This window comes from Streptomyces sp. NPDC028298, from assembly GCF_055565895.1.
Window position 1 is genome coordinate 1,436,007 of the sequence record NZ_JBVHTL010000002.1, and the last position, 15,182, is coordinate 1,451,188.

General features: G+C 68.2%; 15 protein-coding genes. All 15 read right to left on the bottom strand.

The window, feature by feature from the left end; genetic code table 11:
- Nucleotides 1-2: 2 nt before the first annotated feature.
- Nucleotides 3-1,049, bottom strand: coding sequence for a hypothetical protein (locus tag ACZ4TO_RS14790; RefSeq protein WP_385043823.1), 1,047 nt, complete (start codon nucleotides 1,047-1,049; stop codon nucleotides 3-5).
- The gene (locus ACZ4TO_RS14795; protein WP_468024312.1) at nucleotides 1,037-1,693 is read right to left on the bottom strand and encodes a hypothetical protein; all 657 of its coding nucleotides are present in this window, start codon (nucleotides 1,691-1,693) and stop codon (nucleotides 1,037-1,039) included. Before ACZ4TO_RS14795 ends, ACZ4TO_RS14790 begins: the two co-directional genes overlap by 13 nt.
- Before the next feature lie 293 nt (nucleotides 1,694-1,986).
- The gene (locus ACZ4TO_RS14800) at nucleotides 1,987-2,643 is read right to left on the bottom strand and encodes a hypothetical protein (RefSeq protein ID WP_468024313.1); all 657 of its coding nucleotides are present in this window, start codon (nucleotides 2,641-2,643) and stop codon (nucleotides 1,987-1,989) included.
- A gap of 207 nt (nucleotides 2,644-2,850) precedes the next feature.
- Nucleotides 2,851-3,510 (bottom strand): hypothetical protein, encoded by a 660-nt coding sequence (locus ACZ4TO_RS14805; RefSeq protein WP_468024314.1) that lies wholly within the window; start codon nucleotides 3,508-3,510, stop codon nucleotides 2,851-2,853.
- 274 nt (nucleotides 3,511-3,784) lie between these two features.
- Nucleotides 3,785-4,447 carry a hypothetical protein gene (locus tag ACZ4TO_RS14810; protein WP_468024315.1) on the bottom strand — a complete coding sequence of 221 codons (663 nt, stop codon included), beginning with the start codon at nucleotides 4,445-4,447 and terminating at the stop codon, nucleotides 3,785-3,787.
- A 128-nt stretch (nucleotides 4,448-4,575) separates the two neighbouring features.
- Nucleotides 4,576-5,229, bottom strand: a complete 654-nt coding sequence (locus ACZ4TO_RS14815) for a hypothetical protein (protein WP_468024316.1) — start codon at nucleotides 5,227-5,229, stop codon at nucleotides 4,576-4,578.
- Between the two features lie 44 nt (nucleotides 5,230-5,273).
- The gene (locus ACZ4TO_RS14820) at nucleotides 5,274-5,963 is read right to left on the bottom strand and encodes a hypothetical protein (protein ID WP_468024317.1); all 690 of its coding nucleotides are present in this window, start codon (nucleotides 5,961-5,963) and stop codon (nucleotides 5,274-5,276) included.
- Between the two features lie 24 nt (nucleotides 5,964-5,987).
- Nucleotides 5,988-6,677 (bottom strand): hypothetical protein, encoded by a 690-nt coding sequence (locus tag ACZ4TO_RS14825; protein WP_468024318.1) that lies wholly within the window; start codon nucleotides 6,675-6,677, stop codon nucleotides 5,988-5,990.
- A 25-nt stretch (nucleotides 6,678-6,702) separates the two neighbouring features.
- Nucleotides 6,703-7,971 carry a putative T7SS-secreted protein gene (locus ACZ4TO_RS14830; RefSeq protein WP_468024319.1) on the bottom strand — a complete coding sequence of 423 codons (1,269 nt, stop codon included), beginning with the start codon at nucleotides 7,969-7,971 and terminating at the stop codon, nucleotides 6,703-6,705.
- Between the two features lie 26 nt (nucleotides 7,972-7,997).
- A complete protein-coding gene (locus ACZ4TO_RS14835; RefSeq protein WP_468024320.1) occupies nucleotides 7,998-8,315 on the bottom strand; it encodes a hypothetical protein in 318 nt (105 codons plus the stop codon).
- A 44-nt stretch (nucleotides 8,316-8,359) separates the two neighbouring features.
- Nucleotides 8,360-9,406 (bottom strand): hypothetical protein, encoded by a 1,047-nt coding sequence (locus ACZ4TO_RS14840; protein WP_468024321.1) that lies wholly within the window; start codon nucleotides 9,404-9,406, stop codon nucleotides 8,360-8,362.
- Nucleotides 9,394-10,023 (bottom strand): hypothetical protein, encoded by a 630-nt coding sequence (locus ACZ4TO_RS14845; protein ID WP_382790282.1) that lies wholly within the window; start codon nucleotides 10,021-10,023, stop codon nucleotides 9,394-9,396. The genes ACZ4TO_RS14840 and ACZ4TO_RS14845 overlap by 13 nt, the downstream gene beginning before the upstream one ends.
- Nucleotides 10,024-10,318: 295 nt before the next feature.
- Nucleotides 10,319-11,815, bottom strand: a complete 1,497-nt coding sequence (locus ACZ4TO_RS14850; protein WP_468024322.1) for an acyltransferase family protein — start codon at nucleotides 11,813-11,815, stop codon at nucleotides 10,319-10,321.
- The gene (locus tag ACZ4TO_RS14855) at nucleotides 11,812-14,067 is read right to left on the bottom strand and encodes a glycosyltransferase (protein ID WP_468024323.1); all 2,256 of its coding nucleotides are present in this window, start codon (nucleotides 14,065-14,067) and stop codon (nucleotides 11,812-11,814) included. Before ACZ4TO_RS14855 ends, ACZ4TO_RS14850 begins: the two co-directional genes overlap by 4 nt.
- Nucleotides 14,064-15,071: a hypothetical protein gene (locus ACZ4TO_RS14860; RefSeq protein WP_468024324.1), complete on the bottom strand. Its 1,008-nt coding sequence runs from the start codon at nucleotides 15,069-15,071 to the stop codon at nucleotides 14,064-14,066. Before ACZ4TO_RS14860 ends, ACZ4TO_RS14855 begins: the two co-directional genes overlap by 4 nt.
- Nucleotides 15,072-15,182: the final 111 nt, after the last annotated feature.

Sequence of the window (15,182 nt, forward strand, 5' to 3'; positions counted from 1 at the left end):
GTTCAGCGGTTGATGGACTGGATCTCCTGGACGACGACGTCCTGATCGGCCCCGAAGGTGCCGTCCGGCAGATTCCGGGCGTCCGGCACACCGGTACCCGTCCAGTGGATCTTCCAGGTGATGGTGGCCCTCAGCTTGTACGAGCCGTCACCCGAGGAGCGCAGATACTTCACCCCGCACGGAGGCGTCTCTCCGGCCTTGCCCTTCGCGTACGCCTCACCGATACGGTCACCCGAGATCGCGCACACACCCGACGCCGGATACGTCTGCGCATCCGCCGTACCAGGCTCGATCTTCAAGGCGACCGGCTCGGCCGTCGTCGTTGCGGTCACGTTCAGCAGCGGCACCGACGCCGTCACCGACACCGGCTTGAACTTCGCCGTGTCCAGCCACGCCCACGTCGGCAGATTCACCTTCGTCGTCCCCGCCGGAGCCAGATCCACCTTCGTCGACGGCACCCGTATCTCCGCATAGGCGAGCTGCGCCAGCATCTCCGGCGTGATCGCCTCCGGAACATCCGCCGGCGGAGCGTCACCCGTGTCCACCCAGAAGATGCCCTTCGTGCACTTCAACGCACCGGGGTCGCCTTCACGACCCGGCGTGACATACGAATCCCACCAATACCCCTTGCCGGTCTTGGCCTTGTTGAAGTCCTTGGCCTCACCGCCGTTGACGTACTTGTCACGCTGCTCCTGGTCCCACTGAGAACCCGTGGACTCGGCGTTCCAGATGGGCTCCAAGTACTTCTGCAACTCATCCGGCGTGTACTTAGGAGCGTAATAGCAGGCAGGCGGAGTCCAGTCCCCGGACGAAGACGTCACCGGCCCGGAAGAATCCCCCGACCCGTTCTTGGACCGATCGAACACAACAGCACCGGCTGTGGCGGTGAGGTTTCCCTTGCCGTCGGTGTTGCCCGAGGAATGGGTGTCGCCCGGCTTCTGACTGCCGTTGCCGAAGTCGTCGTCGGCTGCGGCCGGATTGGCGTTGACCAAGAGAAGTATCGCTATCGCGGAGCCACTCAAAGCCCCGCGCCATATCACGGCTGACATTTGGCGCTGCCCCTCTCCGAGAGCATGTCCTGCGTCACCCAGACGCCATCCGAATTCCTCTTCAACGTCGTGTTGTAGAAGATGTAGCTGTTCTTCGTGACCGGGGTCTTGTCGACCTTTCCGGTCTTGACGTACTTGTTGTACGCCTTGCCCTGGTCCTCGCAGTACGTGAGCGCCGCCGCTCCGTCGCCCTGAAGGGTCACGGTCTCGCCGTAGAAGCGGTAAGTGCCGGTGGTGCGGGCCTTGTGGTCCACGAATCGCTGTACGTATTTCTGCGTCGCGGCCGCGAGCTCCTCCGCCGAGTAGAAGCGGTAGGCGGGGTCGAGTACGTTCTGGTTGGCGATCGCCTGGTCCGTGGCCTTGATGAACAGCTCACCGTCGGCCAGGACGGCGTCCTTGTCCTTGTTGCCGGTCTTGCGCCACTCGAAGGTGTAGTGAAGGTCGGCGGGCAGCTCGATCTTGGGCCGATCCGCCGACTGCGTCGCGCTCGCGCTGGGTGAGGCCGACTTCTTGTCACCGGTGTCCGCGCCGGCGATCTTGTCGTTGGCCTTCGGCTTGTCACCACCCCCACCGCACGCCGTCAAAAGCAGCGCGGCTGACGCTCCGGCAGCAACTGTGGCAAGCAGGCGGGAACGGCGGTTCACGGCAGACTCCTGAGCGGCATGAGGTGACGGAAGGGCACCAACACGCTAACCGTGGCCTGTGCGACGACACCAGCGCGAACGGTGCCAACCCCGTAACAGTGGCCGACCATAGAGGCCCAAAACCAGACCAACTGGCCGACTGGCAGCGTCGGTTGAGTAGGAGCCGCCATGACCGCCGATCACCCAGTTGCTGTCCGCAAAGCCCCCGGCCCATCGAAGCCGACCCTCGTCGCGACCTGACGGAGAGTCGCTCTGGCTGAGAGCGGCAGTCGACTGCTACCGGTTCCGATGCCTCAAGACTGGCATGCGCTGCTCCCCCGCTGCGATGTCAGCTTCTCCGTGACCCAGACACCCTGCTTGTTGACCCGAAGAAGGGCGCTGTAGAGGACGTAGTTGTCCTTCGACTTCGGAGTCACCTCCGTCTTGCCCGTCTTCAAGCTCTTGTTGTACGCCGTGTTCTGGTCTTCGCAGTAGACAAGGCCTGCCGTCCCATCAGAGTTGATCGCCACCTTGGAGTCGTAGTAGCGCTTCGCCCCGGTGATGCGGTCCTTGTAGTCCACGAACTCCTGAATGAACTTCTGACTCCCGGCTGCCGCCGCGCCCCCGGAATAGAAGCGGTAGGCCTTGTGGAGCGGGTTCTGCAGGGCGATCGCCATGTCCACGGCCTTGATGAACTGCTCGCTGTCGCCCAGCACCGCGTCCTTGTCCTTGTCGCCCGTCCTGGGCCACTCGAACGTGTAGGTGAGATCCGACGGCAGCTCGATCTTGGGTCGGCCGGTCGCCGGCGAGGCGCCGGCGCTGGGCGTGGCCGACTTCTTGCCCCCGGCGTCCGCCCCGGAGATCTTGTCGTTGGCCTTCGGCTTGTCACCGCCCCCACCGCACGCGGACAAGAGCAGGGCGACTGACGCTCCGACAGCAACTGTGGCAAGCAGGCGGAAACGGCGGTTCACGGCAGACTCCTGTGCGGCATCGGGGTGCGGAAGGGAACCAACACGCTAACGGTGACCTGCGGGACGACACCAATGCGTACCTCGGGGGTGATCGCTTGCGGAATATCCGCCGGCGGGGCCTCGCCTCCTTGTCGACCTAGGCGATCCCGGGAGCCAGGGCCGCAACGGCCATCACCGTCGCGGCCGTCACCAGCCTGGATGCTTGCTTCACGGCTGGCACGCTTTGGCCCCCCGGTCCGAGATGATGTCCGTCGTCTGCCACACTCCCCGACCGTTCTTCACGAGCTTGGCGTTGTAGAGCACGTAGCTGTCGGCTGTCGTGGGGGTGTTCTGGATCTTCTTGGTCTTGCGGTTCTTGAGGAACGACTTGCTCTCGTCCGAGCAGTAGACGACCGACGCCGCCGTGTCACCGGACAAGGTCACGCGCCGGTTGAAGTAACGCGTGGTGCCGACCCACGTGTCTCCCTTGTCGAGGTACCCCTGGACGTAGGTGATCGCAGCGTTGAGCGCCTTGCCTGAGTTGTAGAAGCCCAACGCCTTGGCGTTGACGCTCCCCTGGAAGATCGCGTCATCCATGGAGTTGACGCTGAGGGCGCTGTCCGCGAGGACGGCGTCCTTCGTCGGGTCGCCGGTCTTCTCGTCCTCGAACACGTTCTTGACGCCGGCGGGGATAGCGATCTCGGGGCGCCCGGAGTCCGCCGCCGAAGCGGTCGCGCTCGGTGACGGAGACTTAGTGGTACCGGTGTCCGCCCCGGCGATCTTGTCGTTGGCCTTCGGCTTGCCCCCACCCCCGCCGCACGCGGTCAAAAGCAGCGCGGCTGACGCTCCGACAGCAACTGTGGCAAGCAGACGGGAACGGCGGTTCACGGCAGACTCCTGAGCGGCATGAGGTGACGGAAGGGCACCAACACGCTAACCGTGGCCTGTGCGACGACACCAGCGCGAACGGTGCCAACCCAGGAACAGTGGCCACCCAACGCGACTCATAACGTACGCAACTGGCCTACCGTCAGGCTGGATTGGGTGCACGCTGCCCGGCCGACGGTTCACCTTGTTGCTGTCCGCAAAGCCCTCGGCCCGTCACAACCGCGGCGAGCCGTCAGAGCGCCCGCCGACAGAGCGGCACGAACGGTGTTCATCGCTACGGCTGGCACCGAGCCGCCCCCCTGGTGGAAATGATCTGCGATGTCTGCCACACACCTTCTGAGCTCTTGTCCAAGCGGGTGTTGTAAAGGACGTAGCTGTTCTTGGTGGCCGGGGTCTTGTCGACCTTGTTGGTCTTCTTGTCCTTGGCGTAGCCCTTGCTCTCGTCCGCGCAGAACGTGAGCGAGGCGGAGGTCTTGCCGTCGAGCGTCACGGTCCGGTCGTAGTACCGCGCCTCACCCGTGAGGGTGGAGCCCGCCTCCTTGAACTGATTGACCCAGGTCAGCGCCGCTTCGAGAGCCTTGCCGGTGTTGTAGTACCCGATCGCCTCACCCTTGGGGTCCGTCCCGGTGATCGCCGCGTCCACGGCACGCATGCGCTCCGCGCTGTCGGCAAGGACAGCGTCCTTGATGTCGTTGCCGGTCTTCGCCCCTTCGAAGGTCAGAGTCAGATCCGACGGCAGCTCGATCTTCGGTCGGCCCGGCGTCTGCGTCGCGCTCGCACTCGCACTGGGTGAGGCCGACCTCTTGTCCCCGGTGTCCGCCCCCGCGACCTTGTCGTTGGCCTTCGGCTTGTCACCACCACCGCCACACGCGGTCAAAAGCAGCGCGGCTGACGCTCCGACAGCGGCGTTGGCAAGCAGGCGGTAACGGCGGTTCACGGAGGACTCCTGAGAGGCATGGGATGCAGAAGGAAACCGACACGCTAACCGGGGCCCGTGCGACGACACCAACCCGAACGGTGCCAGGCGGGTACGAGCCGTCACCCGACGGGCGGAGATGGACCAGTTCACACCTGACACCGGTCCGCGCCTCGAGTGGAGTTGATTTTCACGAGTTCCCACACCCCCCGCTCGTTCTTCTCCACCTGGATCCCATAGGCGACATAGCTGTTCTTGGTGGTCTTCGTCTTCTTCACCTCACCGGTCTCTATGACCTTGCTGTAGCCCTTGCTTTCGTCCGCGCAGTAGGTGAGCGAGGCAGTGTCCTTGGACCTGACGGTCACCTGCCGGTCGAAGTAGCGCACCGTGCCGGTGACCGTCCACTTGGCGGACTTGAAGGACTGGACCCACTGTTGAGCCGCCGCCGCACCCTCGCCCTCCGTGTAGTACTCGAGGGCGGGAAGACGAGGGTTCTGCGCATCGATGGCCGCGTTGAGCGCACGGATGAGTTCCGCGTTGTCCTTGAGGATCGCGTCCTGGACTGCGTCGCCCGAGGTCTCAGGAGTGAAGGTGAGGGTCAGATCCGACGGCAGCTCGATCTTCGGCCGACCCGTCGACTGCGTCGCGCTCGCACTCGCACTGGGTGAGGCCGCCTTCTTGTCTCCGGTGTTCGCGCCGGCGACCTTGTCGTTGGCCTTCGGCTTGTCACCGCCCCCGCCACACCCGGACAAGAGCAGCACCGCTGACGCTCCGACAGTGGCTGTGGCAAGCAGGCGGTTCACGGAGGACTCCTGTGTGGCGTGGGGTGCGGAAGGGCACCAACACGCTAACCGGTTGCTGTCCGCAAGGCTCCCGGCCCCTCGAAGCCGGTCATCGTCGCGATCCGGCGGAGGATCGCCCTGTACTGCTCACACCGTCCGACAGCGGTCGTGCTCAGCGTGAGCACGGCCAGCCGCCTGCAATCCGGATGCGGCAGGTGGGCGCGGAACTGGACCAAGGGTGTCCGAGGAAGCCCTTCGACCGCGCCGGGGGTGTGGACGCTCTCGCTGAACGTGACTGGTCCGCAGGGCAGTTCGGCGTACTCGATGTTCGCCCGTGCATCGAGTTCGCTCACCGCACGAGCCGCCGTGACGGCTCTCGGCGCCACCGCCGTGGTCCGCCAGGAGACGGTGAAGAACGACAACAACGGCCCGCCACCGGTCCCGGCCCCCTCGTCCACGTCGTCCCTGTGCAACCCGACCGAGCAGTGAACGGTTCCCGCCTCCCTCAACGCACCCAGCAGTCGCTGCCCTTGGGCGAACTGGGCGATGAACCGCTGCCGTACCGCCTCGTCGGGAGCCGCCTGGAGGAACGGCGCGAGGGCGATACGTAGATCGTGTGCCGCCGAGGAGTCCGGCTCGGGAAGCAGCGCGTCGAGCGGCACCGCGGTGAAGCCGGCCGGCTCCGCGAACCAGATGTCAGCGTCGGGGTCCTCCGCCGAATCGTCGACGGTGACGTGAGGGGCCGTGGTGGTCATCCGATCCTGCCTGCCCGGTGCGAATCAGTGGGGATGCGAGTGGGGGCGCACCGCGTCGGGGACATGGGCTCCAGAACGGCGGGCCCGTTCGAGGGCGTCCGGGCTCGCGTTCCAGTCGGTCGGTTCGATGCCCCGCCGGCCCGTGGCCGTGCGCTGGTAGAGCAGGTGCAGCCGCTTGGGGGCCTCGCCCTTGCGCCGGGAAGCCGCGATGACGGCGATGAAACGGGGGTCACCGGCGAACCAGAGCGGTTCGATCTCCGCCTTGAGCTCCGGCTTCGTCCGAGCGGTACCGAACCTTCGCATCCACCAGAAGGTGCGCATCCCGGAAAGGAACAGCAGCGGAATCTGCTCGCCGGGCTCCTCGGGATTGGGCAGCTCCAGCCACATCTCGTCCTCTTCGACCGCCGGATGCCGGTTCCGCCCTCGGGGCACGTCCGAGAGAAACTGCCAGGGGTACTGCCAGAGGACGCGCTGAATGTAGATGGAGGGCCGGATGTAGGCGAGTTGGAGGACGGCTCGGAACGCCGCATACCCCAGAAGGGGGACGAAGAGCAGGGTGAACCCCGGCGACAGAAAGACCACCAGGACAGCCAACGAGCCGATCCAAACCGCGATCCAGCCCACCAAACGCAGAACGATCAAGATGAAGTGCTGAACGAATGCCCTTCTGGTCGCAGGGTGATCCCATGCGGTCGGGTAGTCGGTGGGAGCCATGCGGCGCCTGCTCTCTGGTCGGGAATCAAAAGACGTGACGGGCGATATCGACAAGGCCTCCGACGTCGAGGCCGAGCCTGGCGCCGTCGATGGTCGCCACCGAGCCGTCCTTGATCCCGTCGTCGTCGGTGTCCACCGCGGTCATGGCGAGGCCGACGCCCGCGGTGCCGACGCCCACAGAAGCCGAGGTGACCTCAATCCCTTTCGTGATCTGCGCCGCTCTGGCGCCGCGAACCGTGAAGCCGAGCAGCGCATTGTCCAAGCTCGAAATGGCCTTCGCGTGCTCCATGGTGCTGCTCCCCATTCGGACGGCCCGTTGCCCCAGGGAAAGGGCGTCACCCGTCTCACTCGCAGCCCGAAGCCCAACCGCAGCGCCTTTACCCACGGCGGCAATGCCGGGAATCATGCCCAGAGCATCACCCCCGACCGTCACGAGATTGCTCCAGAAGTCGGTGTCGAGCTCTCCCTTGGCAAAACCGTCTCGCAGGGACGCCCACACCGTTGGGTGCTCAGATACTCGGATGGTCAACGACGTCGCACTCAAAGCCGACGCAGCCAGCAGCAGCACCGCAGCCAACGTCCCACCCGACACCACGAACAACGCGACCAGACCGATCACAGCCCCCAGCGTGCTCAGGATGTCCGGCAGGTTTTCCAGGACCCAGTCGAGGGCCGAGTCGAACCAACCCGGCTCATGAGGGGTCAGCTTCTTCGTGGCGTCGCGGATCTTTCCGGCGCGCAGCCGGGCCCGGTGCTCGTGTTCCCCGGCGAGTTCGCGTGCCTTTCCGCGAATCCCGGTCAGCGCGTCCTCAGCGTCGGCCACCGCCGATTTCGCCCTGGTCAGGGCCTTGTGCGCCTCGTCGTGCGCGGCGCCCTTGCCCTCCAGGTCGGGGCTGTCACCCGCCTTGGTGGCGTGGCCCTTCGCCCGGTCCAGGGCGGCCTGGGCGTCCTTCGCCTCGTCTTCGAGTCGCTTCGCCCGCCGCTGGAAGTCGTCGAGTTCGCCTTCCCATCGGCCGAGTTGTCCGGCCGCCTTGCGGATGGAGTGCGCCGCGTTCTTCAGGTTCAGGGGAAGCGGTCCGCCGTCCAACTGCTCTCGGAAGGCGACGGCCGCGTCGCCCTTCCAGTAGCTGCCGTCCATCAGCCTGGTGACGAGTCCGTGCGTCTCCTCGAGCACCTTCGCGCACCCCGTGAGCTTCTTGCGGAGGCCGCTCACGGTCTCCGTACGGCCCGGCGCCGGATCGAACCCGAGATGCGGATAGCGGGAGGCGGGGTCGGGGGCGTGCGGGTCGGGCACCGGCCTCGTGTCCTCGTGCGCGTACGTCACCTCGTACCGCCGCCCCCGCCGTGCCCGGCCTTCCGCAGAGCCTGCTCCAAGGCCCTGTCCACCTCGCGGTAGCTGTCCCGGCTCTTCCCGATGATCTTGGCCAGGTCCTCGGTCTGCTCACCGATCTGGTCGGCTCCGTACTTCCAGTTGTCCTGGAACTCCTCGCAGGCGCCGTCGAGATCGTCCGTCCCCAGGCCGGAGACCGTGGTGTCCCGCAACGCCCTGCGCAGGCCCCGCAACGACTCCGTCGACTTGCCGAGCATCCTCATGAAGTGCGACAGCTCGTCGCCGTCGACAGCCAACCGCTCCGCCACGCCCTCTGCTCTTTCCGGATCTCAGGGAGTCCGTGGAGCCGGACTCAGCGGTTGATGGACTGGATCTCCTGCACCACGACGTCCTGACCGGCCCCGAAGGTGCCGTCCGGCAGGTTCCGCGGCTCGGCTATGCCGGTGCCCGTCCAGTGGATCCGCCAGGTGAGGACGGCTTGCAGCCGGTACGAGCCGGCGCCCGAGGAACGCAGGTACCGCAGCCCGCACGGGGGCGTCTCCCCGGCCCTGCCCCTCGCGTACGCCTCGCCGATCCGGCCGCCCACGATCTCGCAGACGCCCGACGCCGGATACGTCTGCGCGTCCGCCGTTCCGGGCTCGATCCTCAGCGAAACCGGCTCCGCCGTCGTCGTCGCGCTCACGTTCAGCAGCGGCACCGACGCGGTCACCGACACCGGCTTGAAGCTCGCCGTGTCCAACCACGCCCACGTCGGCAGATTCACCTTCGTCGTCCCCGCCGGAGCCAGGTCCACCCTCGTCGAGGGCACCCGCACCTCCGCGTACGCGAGCTGCGCCAGCATCTCCGGGGTGATCGCCTCCGGAACATCCGCCGGCGGGGGCGCGCCCTTGTCGACCCAGAAGGTGTCCTTGGTGCACGTGGAGGCGGCGGGGTCACCCTCGTGGCCCGGCGTGACGTACGCGTCCCACCAGTAGCCCTTGCCGGTCCTGGCCTTGTTGAAGTCCTTGTACGGGTGCCCGTTCACGTAGGTGTCGCGCTGCTCCGCGTCCCACTGGTACCCCGTCGATTCGACGGCCCAGATCGACTCCTTGTACGTCTGCATCTGGGCCGGGGTGTATTTCGGGGCGTAGTAGCAGGCGGGCGGGGCCCACCCACCCGACACCGAGGTCACCGGCCCGGCGGATTCCCCGCCCCCGTTCCTCGAACGGTCGAACACCACAACACCCGCGGTGGCGTACAGGGTGCCTTCGCCCGTGGCACTCCCGCTCGCCTTCGGCGTGGTGTTCTCGTGGCCCTCGCCGCCACGGCCACCGGCGTTCGCGGCCTGGGAGCCGAGCGTGCCAAGGCAGAGGAGCGCCATGAGCGTCACGGAACCGGTGGAACGCATCACGGCTGACACTGGGCAGCGCCGCGCTTCGAGATGACCTTGGTGGTCTGCCAGACACCGTCCTGATTTTCGACCAGCCTGGTGTTGTACAACACGTAACTGTCCGCCGAGGTCGGCACGTTCTCGGGCTTGTTCGTCTTCCGGTTCTTGAGGAAGGACTTGCTCTCGTCCGAGCAATAGACGACAGCGGCACTGCCATCGGACTGGAAAGTGACCTGGCGGTCGAAGTAGCGGGTGGTCCCCGTCCACGAACGATCGTCGTCCAGATAGCCCTTGATGAACAACCGCGCGCTGCCCAGGGCGCCTTCCGAGCTGTAGAAGCCGAGAGCCTCGGTGTGCACCGTGCCCTGGAAGATGGCGTCGTCGATGGAGTTGATGCGCTGGGCGTTGTCCGCCAGCACCGCGTCCTTCCTGGCATCCCCGCTCTTCTGGCCCTCGAACACGTTGCGCGCGTCGGAAGGGAACGTGATCGTGGGCCGTCGCCCGGAGGCCGGCGCGCTCGCCGTCGGCGAAGCCGAATACGTACTCCCGGCCCCCGCGATCCCCCGCTCCTCCCCACCCCCACCACAAGCCGTCAACAGAAACAATGCGGCTGCGGCTGTGGAGAGCAGGCGGGCGTGGGGGGTCACAGGTGCTCCTGGCGGCGTGGGGTGCGGGAGGGGCGGCGGCACGTCACGCTAGCGGGGCCCCTGCCCACGGCACCAGGACGAAGGGCGCCGAGCAGGTGGATATAGAGGTTCATAGCGTGACCAAACGGCCACCCAGAACCTTCGATTGAGTGACATCGCGGGACGAACAGGGACGAGGGTGCCCGTGAGCCGGGGCAGTCAGGCACCGGCTCACGGCTCACGGCTCAGGGCTCAGGGCTCAGGGCTCAGGGCTCAGGGCTCAGGGCTCACGGGAACCCTCGCCGCTCGGCGGCCGTCAGGCCTTCGCCCGGTGACCCCGGGCCGACGAACGCCCGCCTCCCCCGCGACCCCCGCGGCTCTTGGCCCCGTTCGGCCAGAGCCGCGGGCTCCGCTGGGCGGCGATGTCCTCGATCCAGCCGAAGGCCAGGATGGTCAGGCCTATCAGCGGCCACACCAGGACGAACATCCACAGGGTGTACGTGGAGTCGAGGGCCGCCGTCGCCCCGTCGTTGTCCATGAACGGGAGGTTGTAGAGCTGGTCGAGGATCGGGACCGTGGCCATGATGAGCGTGTTGTGCCACAGGTAGATCGTGACCGCGCGGTTGTTGGACAGCGTCACCAGCTTGTCCCACCGGGCGAGGCGGCCCGGCAACTCCTTCCAGGACGGGCTGTACTGGAGCAGGATCACCACGAATCCGAAGGACCACAGCGCGTCGGCCAGCGGGATGTCGTTCAGGTCCCAGCCGTCGGGGCCCAGATGACCCGAGGCCCACCACAGGGCGAAGCCCATCATCAGGGCCGAGCACGAGATGGCGATGTAGCGCGGGACCTTGACGAGCATCCCCTCGTGGTGGGCGAAGCCCAGGATCCAGCAGCCTCCGTAGACGGTGAAGTCGGTGACGGCGTTGCCGGTCTCACCGGGGATGGTGACCAGCCCGGTGCCGAGCACGGCCGTCAGGGCGAGGGGCGCCAGCGCGGTCATCCACGGCGCGCGACGGAACGCCCACAGCAGGAACGGGGAGGCGACCACGAACCACAGATACGCGCGCAGGTACCAGAGCACACCCGCGGCCTCGACCGCCCAGGTGTCCTCGAACAGTCCCGACCGGGAGCCCAGGTGCCAGGGGAACGGAGGGGCGCCGATCGGGACGACGTAGTCGAGCAGCTCCACCACGTGCCAGCCGCCACCGAGGTCGGGGTCCTTCGCCGGGTTCCAGCCGCCCAGGAACATCATGGCCAGCACCACGGCGCCGAACGCCCAGAGCGGAGGCAGCAGACGCCTGAGGCGTCCCCGGATCACGCTGAGCGGCGGCCGGCTCAGCGAGCGCGCCATGAGGGAGCCCGCCAGCGCGAACATCACGCCCATGGAGGGGAAGAGGATCGTCAGCCAGGCCCAGCCGAACAGGTGGTACACGACCACACGGACCAGGGCCATGGACCGGAGCAGGTCCAGATAGCGATCGCGGCCGGGGCGGCGCGCGGCCGGTTTCGCGCCCGGTTCCGCACCCGGGTTCGCACCGGGTTCCGTACCCACGCCCGCGCCCGGGCCGGCGTCCAAGCCCGCGCCCGGGCCGGCGTCCAAGCCCGTACCCAGGCCGGCGCCCGAGCCCGTACCCGGGTCCGTACCCAAGCCCGCGCCCGGTTCCGCACCCGCCCACGTCTGCGTCTCCTGCTGCCGGCGCAGCCACTCGTCCGCGGGCGGTGCCCCCGGGTGCGTACGCGGCTGCGGGACCGCCGGTTTCGGGGTGCCCAGCGGCGGGGTCGCCCCCACCGGGTACTCGTGCGTGGTCATCCGACCGGCCTCCGTTCGTTCCCGCCGTGCGACGCCGGCTGCGGCGGGATCGGTTCCGTTCCCGGAACGGATCCCGGAACGGATCCCGGAACCGATCCCGGTGCCGCGCCCACGACGCCGGTGCGGCGCAGCTTCTGCCAGCGCAGCCGGCCGCCGGTGAGGGCGGTGATCCAGGACTGCAGCAGGACGACGTACATCAACTGCCGGTAGAGGATCTGCTGCAGGGGCAGCGAGATCAGATGGGTCATGCGTTCCTTGTCCAGCCGGAACGCGTACGCCGCGCACACCGCCTGGATGGTGAGGACGCCGAGCCAGGCGACGATCGTCCTCTGGGTCGGGCCGAAGACGACCCCGTACAGGAGGAAGACGTCGATCAGCGGCGCGAGGAGCGGGGCCAGGACCATGAACAGGGAGACCAGGGGCAGGCCGATCCGGCCGAAGCGGCCCGAGGGGCCCCGTTCGATCAGGGCGCGGCGGTGCTTCCAGATCGCCTGCATGGTGCCGTAGCACCAGCGGTAGCGCTGGGACCACAGTTGCTGGACGGACTCGGGGGCCTCGGTCCAGGCGCGCGCGTCCTCCGCGTAGACGACCCGCCAGCCGTCACGGTGGAGGGCCATCGTGATGTCGGTGTCCTCCGCGAGCGTGTCGTCGCTCATGCCGCCGACGCGTTCGAGCGCGGTGCGGCGGAAGGCTCCGACGGCGCCGGGGATGGTCGGCATGCAGCGCAGCAGGTCGTACATGCGGCGGTCGAGGTTGAAGCCCATCACGTACTCGATGTGCTGCCAGGCGCCGATGAGGGACTGCCGGTTGCCGACCTTGGCGTTGCCCGCGACCGCGCCGACCCTGCGGTCGGCGAAGGGCTGGACGAGTTCGCGGACGGTCGCCGGTTCGAAGACCGTGTCGCCGTCCATCATCACGACGATGGCGTGACTGGCGTTCGCCAGGCCCCGGTTGAGGGCCGCGGGCTTGCCTGCGTTGACCTGGCGCACGACGCGTACGTTCGGCAGCCGCATGTCCTCGACGATGCGGGCGGTGCCGTCGCTCGACCCGTCGTCGATCACGATGATCTCGATGGGGTGTTCGCTCGCCATGAGGGAGTTGACGGTGTTCTCGATGCACTTGGCCTCGTTGTACGCCGGGACCAGCACCGTCACCGGCTCGGTGACCGGCGCAGCGCCCCAGCGGAAGTCCTTGCGGCGGACCCGGCGGGCGTGCAGCGCGGAGAGCAGGAGCATCATCCCGAAGCGGGTGAAGACCAGTACGCCGATGATCGCGATCCCGACGACCAGGACGTCGGTGGTCTTCTCCGAGGCCTGCACCAGGAAGATCCAGGCCCTGCCCTTCCAGAGGTCGACGCCGGTGACCGGGATGTTCGCGCTCGGCGCGTCCAGTGCTTCGGTGAGGTTCTGGAACTCGTAGCCCTCGGCCTGGAGGCGGGGCAGGAACTCGGCCAGGGCCTGCACGGTCTGGTGGCGGTCGCCGCCCGAGTCGTGCATCAGGACGATGGCGCCCTTGCCGCCCTTGGGCGTGGCCCGGCGGATGATCTCGTCGACGCCCGGCTTCTGCCAGTCCTCGCTGTCGGTGTTGTTGACGACGGTGATGTAGCCGCGGGTTCCGACATACTGCGTCACGGGCCAGGACCTGTCGTCCATCGCGTCGGCGAACGAGGAGTACGGGGGACGGAACAGGGAGCTGCGGATGCCCGCCGCACCCTCCAGGGCCAGTTGGTTCTGCGACAGCTCCCAGTCGATACGGCTCTTGGACTGGTACGACAGGTCGGGGTGGTTGAAGGTGTGCAGGCCGACCTCGTGGCCCTCCTTCACCATCCGTTCGACGAGGCCCGGGTAGCGCGAGGCCATGGTGCCGGTGACGAAGAAGACCGCGTGGGCGTGGTGCGCCTTGAGGACGTCCAGGACCTTGGGGGTCCAGGTCGGGTCCGGGCCGTCGTCGAAGGTGAGGACGAGACGGTGGTCCGGGACGCTGAGGCTGGTGGTGCGGCCGCTGCGGGTGTCGATGACCGGGCCGCCGTCGAGGATCTTCTGCGGCACCTTGTCCGTGGCCGCCTCGGGCCGGACGCGGTGGTCGGCGAGGATCTCGCTGTGCACGTAGCCGCGCAGCATCAGCATCGCCATCATCGCGAGCAGGAGGACCAGGGGCAGCAGGAAGCGCATGGGAAGACGGCGGCGCGGGGCGTCGCGGTCCTGGCGCAGTGTGGTGGGTCCGGCGGGTGCGCGTCGGCGAAGGCCGCTCATGGGGTTCCGGCCCCCGCTCCGGTGGAGCCCGTGGTGCCTGTGGTCTCCGTGGGGGCGGGCGTGCCGGCGGGGGTGGTCTCCGGGGCGGAGGCCGTGGGCTGGCCGTCCGCCGAGACGGACGGTCTGGGCTCGGGGTCCGGGTCCTTGGGAGTGACGCCGGGGTTCGGCTTCTTGCTCGCCGACGTGCTGGGCTTCGGGTCGCCGGACGCGCCCGTCGCGGAGGCGGAGGCCGAGGCGGAGGGTGAGGCGCTCGAACCGGGTGAGGGGGTCGTGCCGTCGGAGGCCGTGGCCCGCGCGCCGGGCGCGGTGGCGGCGCCCCGGCCGGGGTTCACCGACTGCGTGGGCAGGGGTGAGGTCTCGACCTTGCCCGCGGGTGTGTCCTCCTCCTGGCCGGGGACCGGGAGCCAGGGAGCGTTCGAGTTGCCCGAGAGGAGCGTGGCGACGATCACGACGGCGTAGACCGCGCAGGCCACGGCGACGAGCATGCCGAGGCGGCGGAAGCGGCGGCTGCGGCGGCCGGAGGCGTCGACGAAGACGGGGCCGTCGGAGGCCTCCGCGCTTCCCGGGACGTCCTTGCCCGGGGCGCCCGGCCGGTCGCCTGCCGTACGACCGGGCTCGGCGCCCGTCTCACGGCTCGCGCTGTCGAGCTGGATGGTGACCTCGTGCGGGTCGTGACCGTCCGCCGGGTCGGCGGAGTTCTCCCGGGAAGCGGACGGCAGGAAGCCGAAGTCCGGTGCGTCCGCGGCGTCGGGAAGCAGCCCGGCCACCGGGCCGTCGTCGAAGGTGGGTCCGTCGGTGAAGAAGGGCCGTACCTGGGTGGTACGGGCCGGGGTCGACGGTTCCGCCGCGGCCGTGGCTCCTACGGCGGACCACGCCTCCGGATCCCGCTCGGACGCCGCTCCCGGCCCGGACCGGCGGCCGATCGACAGCTCGGCCTCCGGCCCACCGCCGACGAGCAGTTCGGCCTCCGGCCCACCGCCGACGAGCAGTTCGGCCTGCGGCACGCGACCGACGAGCAGTTCGGTCCCCGGTTCCGGGATTCGCTCGGGACGTCCGCCGGCCGCTCGCTCGGCGCGTTCCCCACGCTCGGGAATGATGCCAACCCCCATATCCGG

Excerpts from the sequence above, each read along its gene's own strand:
- ACZ4TO_RS14790 (WP_385043823.1), bottom strand. The coding sequence starts at position 1,049 with ATGTCAGCCGTGATATGGCGCGGGGCTTTGAGTGGCTCCGCGATAGCG.
- ACZ4TO_RS14855 (WP_468024323.1), bottom strand. The coding sequence starts at position 14,067 with ATGAGCGGCCTTCGCCGACGCGCACCCGCCGGACCCACCACACTGCGC.
- ACZ4TO_RS14850 (WP_468024322.1), bottom strand. The coding sequence starts at position 11,815 with ATGACCACGCACGAGTACCCGGTGGGGGCGACCCCGCCGCTGGGCACC.
- ACZ4TO_RS14825 (WP_468024318.1), bottom strand. The coding sequence starts at position 6,677 with ATGGCTCCCACCGACTACCCGACCGCATGGGATCACCCTGCGACCAGA.
- ACZ4TO_RS14820 (WP_468024317.1), bottom strand. The coding sequence starts at position 5,963 with ATGACCACCACGGCCCCTCACGTCACCGTCGACGATTCGGCGGAGGAC.